The 4,360-nt window shown below is 51.7% G+C and carries 5 protein-coding genes; 3 read left to right on the plus strand and 2 right to left on the minus strand.

The genetic code is table 11. The features are described 5' to 3' along the window. Positions 1-82, minus strand: an 82-nt coding sequence (locus PPL9_RS34750; RefSeq protein WP_152986887.1) for a type II 3-dehydroquinate dehydratase, incomplete at its 3' end; no start/stop codon positions are given. Between the two features lie 38 nt (positions 83-120). Beyond that, on the minus strand, positions 121-744 hold the full coding sequence (locus PPL9_RS30445) for a TetR family transcriptional regulator C-terminal domain-containing protein (RefSeq protein ID WP_057466236.1): 624 nt from the start codon (positions 742-744) through the stop codon (positions 121-123). A 150-nt stretch (positions 745-894) separates the two neighbouring features. Between PPL9_RS30445 and PPL9_RS30450 the strand changes: the two genes are divergently transcribed. The 3 genes from PPL9_RS30450 to PPL9_RS30460 all read left to right on the plus strand — a co-directional run. Further along, complete coding sequence (locus PPL9_RS30450) at positions 895-2,271, plus strand: MATE family efflux transporter (RefSeq protein ID WP_057466237.1); 1,377 nt, start codon at positions 895-897, stop codon at positions 2,269-2,271. A 298-nt stretch (positions 2,272-2,569) separates the two neighbouring features. Beyond that, positions 2,570-3,910 (plus strand): aspartate aminotransferase family protein, encoded by a 1,341-nt coding sequence (locus tag PPL9_RS30455; RefSeq protein ID WP_057466238.1) that lies wholly within the window; start codon positions 2,570-2,572, stop codon positions 3,908-3,910. Beyond that, the coding region (locus tag PPL9_RS30460; protein WP_161831511.1) for a 3-keto-5-aminohexanoate cleavage protein at positions 3,910-4,360 on the plus strand (451 nt) is incomplete at its 3' end. The genes PPL9_RS30455 and PPL9_RS30460, both read left to right, overlap by 1 nt.

Here is a 4,360-nt window from a genome sequence, read left to right on the forward strand (position 1 = left end):
GGGTGGTGGAGCCATAAACTTCTGGCTGGCGCATTCCAAGCAGGTTCAGGTTCGGTCCGTTGAGGATGAGGATCTTCTTCATGAAAGCTCTCTGAAGTTGTGCGGTGATCAAGTCTCACCTTAATGGCTTGAAAGCAGCTGAGACGCAAGGTCTTTGCTGTTGAGGCCGAGTGTTGACTTCAGTTCTTCCTTAAGGATCTGGACGGCCATGTCTGGCGTCAGATCTGTGTCGGGCAGGTTGGACACGTCGTAGAGATTAAAGGCCAGTGACATGAGTTTCCATGCAACAAGTTCGGCGGGTAAGGTGAGGGCGTACTCGCCGGTGCGAACGCCTTCCTTAAGGTTGTTGCAGATCCATTCCTGGATTTTGTTGGTTTCTTCAGCGTAGACACGGGCAAACTCCGGTTCTCTGTTGGCTTCATCTGCTGCACTGATCCATATGCTGGTCTCTGCCTTTTCCTGAGGAGTTGCATTGAAGCTGATGAGGCGGAGCAGGGCTTGTGTCGGTGGAAGATCTTTGGAGACCGAGATGCAATTATCGCCGTTCTTTTGAGAGAGGTAGCGCAGGGCTTCGCATTTTAAGTCTGTGAGTGATTTAAAGTGGTGATGAACAATGCCGGTTGCGGCGCTAAGCTGTTTGGCTACGGCGCGGGTGGTGATGCCAGCAAACCCATTTTCCTTCACAACGTCCAGCGTTGCCAGAATGATTGCTTTGCGGCGTTCTTCCTTCGCCAGATAGGCCATATAGCGTTCCAGATTAGCTCTTTAAATTGGTCAATCTTGACATAACATGAAATTGAGCATATGTCCAAGTTGATCGATCGTTCAAATTCAATTTCTTATCAATTTTGATTGGAAAAGCGGGAGAGCGCTCTCGTAGGCAAAGGTGAAAGCATGTCAGTGGCAATGGCAAACGAGCAGATGACCAAAGGACATCCGGCGAAAGAATTTTTCCGGTTTGCGGTTCCTGCTGTGCTTGGCATGATTTCCATTGCTTCTGCCAGTATTGTTGATGGCATCTTTGTCGGAAACTTTGTTGGTGCGACGGCATTGGCTGCGCTCAGCCTGATTACGCCTATGTTTGCGCTTTACTTTGGCGTGGTGGTGATGTTGACCGTTGGCGCTGCGGTGATGGCAGGCAAGTTCATCGGTGAGAAACGGGAAAGAGATGCCTCCAACATCTTTATGAAGGCACTGATCAGCGTCCTGGCCTTTTCCGTGGTGTTTGCGGCATTGCTGCTTATCTTTACACCAACAGCAGCACGGATGCTTGGTGCAAACACAGAAACTGCTGAGATGGTGGAGACGTATATCTTCACCGTTGCCTGGTTCTTTCCTGGTTTGAGCCTTGCGGTTGCGCTATCGCATTTCGTCCGCGTTGACGGTCGCCCCAACTTTTCCCTTGCCGGCATGGTGATGATCACTGCGGTCAACATTGTGCTGGATGCCTGGATGATCGGGTATCTGGGATGGGGCGTTTGGGGTGCCGCGTTGGCAACTGGATTGGCCAGTCAGGCTGGCATGCTGTTTCTGCTTTTGCATTTCGCCAATAAAAGCGCCAAGTTGCGGTTTCTACGGCCCTTTGGATCCTGGCGAGTGATGTACACGGCTGCCTATAATGGTCTGTCTGAGTTCATCAATGAAAGCTCTGGCGGTATTGTCGTGTTCCTGTTCAACTGGATCCTGATCACCGAAATCGGTGCGCAAGGCGTGGCTGCTTTCACCATTGTGAACTATCTGTTCTTCAGCGGTATCATGGTGTTTTATGGCGTGGGTGAGGGGCTTGGGCCTCTGGTGAGTGTCAATTTTGGTGCACGAAAACCGCGGCGGATTTATCAGTTTTTGTCGCTTGGGGTCGGGACCAATTTTGTTGTTGGCTTGCTGTTGGCGTGCCTTTTGATTTTCCAGCCCATGTTGCTGGCAAGTGCCTTTGTTGGAGATGCAGATCAGTCGACAGTAGAGCTGACGATTGAGATCATTGGTGTGATCTGGCCTGTCTTCCTGTTCAACGGGGTTAATATCGCGTTTTCCGGCTATTTTACAGGTATGCATTGTGCGACCCAGTCGGCACTGATTGCTGTGTCTCGGTCACTGGTCATGCCGCTGCTGCTGATCGTTGTCCTGTGGTTTGTGATTGGGCCGATGAGTGTGTTTTACGCACTGCCTGTGGCTGAAGCGCTGACGCTGGTCATGACGCTTTTGATGTTTTCGCAGAAAAAGCCACACTGGATACTTCGCCAGACACGGCGTACGGCTTCGGGCGTGCTCTAGGTCGTTCAGATTTTACTGAGTGAGTCTTTCGGTGACTAAGTAACTTTCACGTAAGCTGCACGGGGTTTTGCGTAGTTGGGTGTGGCTCCGTCTAATTTTATTGCCGGAATTTGTAGTAAAATATCTCAACTGTCTTTTGTGCGGGTGTCTCCGATCACAATCTGGAGATATTTCATAGTTTTTTATGGACAAGTACTTTGACGTAGGCAATGTGGTGCCTGTGCAAAATGTCACGCGTAGTTTTGCGTGTCTATGGACGGTCAATCGAACAACAGAGCTACAGCCCGGAGGCTGTAAAATGAGCCACATCTTTCCTAGAAATACCCGTGTAACACTACCAACAGCTGCTAAAGGCGACGGGTGCTACCTCATTGATTCCACTGGTAAGAGATACCTTGACGCCTGTGGGGGCGCCGCGGTTTCCTGCCTTGGTCACTCTAATGAACAAGTGATCGACGCGATTAAGGACCAGCTGGATAAGTTTTCGTTCGCTCACACTGGCTTTTTTGGCAGTGAGCCGGCGGAAGAGCTTGCCGATAAACTGGTGGCCCAAGCTCCTGAAGGCATTGACCGTGTCTATCTGGTTTCAGGTGGATCAGAGGCAATGGAGTCTGCTGTTAAACTTGTGCGGCAGTACTTTGTTGAAAAGGGAGAAAACCAACGCTCGCATATGATTGCGCGTTGGCAGAGCTATCACGGAAATACGCTGGGAGCGCTTTCCGCTGGTGGCAACAAGTGGCGCCGTGAAATGTTCGGCCCATTATTGATCGAAATGTCTCATATCGATCCTTGTTACGCCTATCGCTACAAGGAAGAGAGTGAAACGCTTGAAGAATACGGGCAGCGTTCCGCCAATCTTCTTGAAGAAGAGATTTTGCGTGTTGGACCGGAGAAGGTTGCTGCGTTCTTTGCTGAGCCTGTTGTTGGTGCAACCATGGGCGCGGTACCGGCTGTTAAGGGCTACCTGAAACGTATCCGCGAGATCTGTGACAAATACGGCATCCTGCTTGTGCTGGATGAAGTGATGTGTGGCATGGGCCGCACCGGTCATATTTTCGCGTGTAACGAAGATGAGGTTCGTCCGGACATCGTTGCCGTTGCGAAGGGTATTGGTGCTGGTTATCAGCCACTTGGCGCGATGCTGTGCTCTAAAGAGATCTACGATACTATCGCGACGGGCTCTGGGTTCTTCCAGCATGGTCATACCTACATGGGGCATTCTCTGGCTGCTGCTGCTGGTGCTGCTGTGATGGACCAGTTGACGGCTCCAGGCCGTATGGAGCATGTGCGCACCATGGGTGAGAAGCTTTCTGCTGCGCTGCATGATGAGTTTGGTCAGCACCCATATGTGGCTGACATTCGTGGCCGTGGTCTGTTCCGTGCTCTTGAGCTGGTGAAGGATCGGGATACGAAAGAGCCGCTTGATCCGTCCTTAAAGCTTCATGCGAAAGTGAAGCAGAATGCCATGAAGGCTGGTCTGATGTGTTACCCGATGGGTGGTACGGTTGATGGTAAAACGGGGGATCACATTCTTCTTGCTCCTCCATTCATCATTGATGACAATCATATCACTGAGATCATCGAGAAGCTAAGCCTTGCAATGAAAGAGAGTTTCACGCAGGCCGGAGTTTCTATCTGATGACAAAGCGGCTCATCATGAGTGCGCCAAATGGTGCGCGTCGTGGCAAAGCGGATCATCCGCAGCTGCCGGTGACGATTGAAGACGTCGTTGCCTGCGCGGTGAGCGTGGAAGCGGAGGGCGCTGATGCCCTCCATGCCCATGTGCGCGGTGCAGAGGGGCAGCATGTTCTGGATTCTGGTCTTTACAAGGAGCTTATCCTTGAAGTGACGGCCAAGTGCCCTGAACTGGCTGTTCAGATCACTACTGAAGCGGTTGGCCGGTACAGTGCGCAGGAACAGTATGATGTTGTTGCCGCTGTAGAGCCTGAGGCTGTTTCTGTTGCTATGCGTGAAATGGCGCCAGAGGGCGGTGATATGGATCTGGCGCGCCGGTTCTACCATGAAGCGAAGGAGGCGGGCCGTGCGGTTCAGCATATCCTGTATGCTCCGGAAGATGTGGCTCCTCTCG

The sequence above is a fragment of the Pseudovibrio sp. POLY-S9 genome, assembly GCF_001431305.1.
Lineage (GTDB): Bacteria > Pseudomonadota > Alphaproteobacteria > Rhizobiales > Stappiaceae > Pseudovibrio.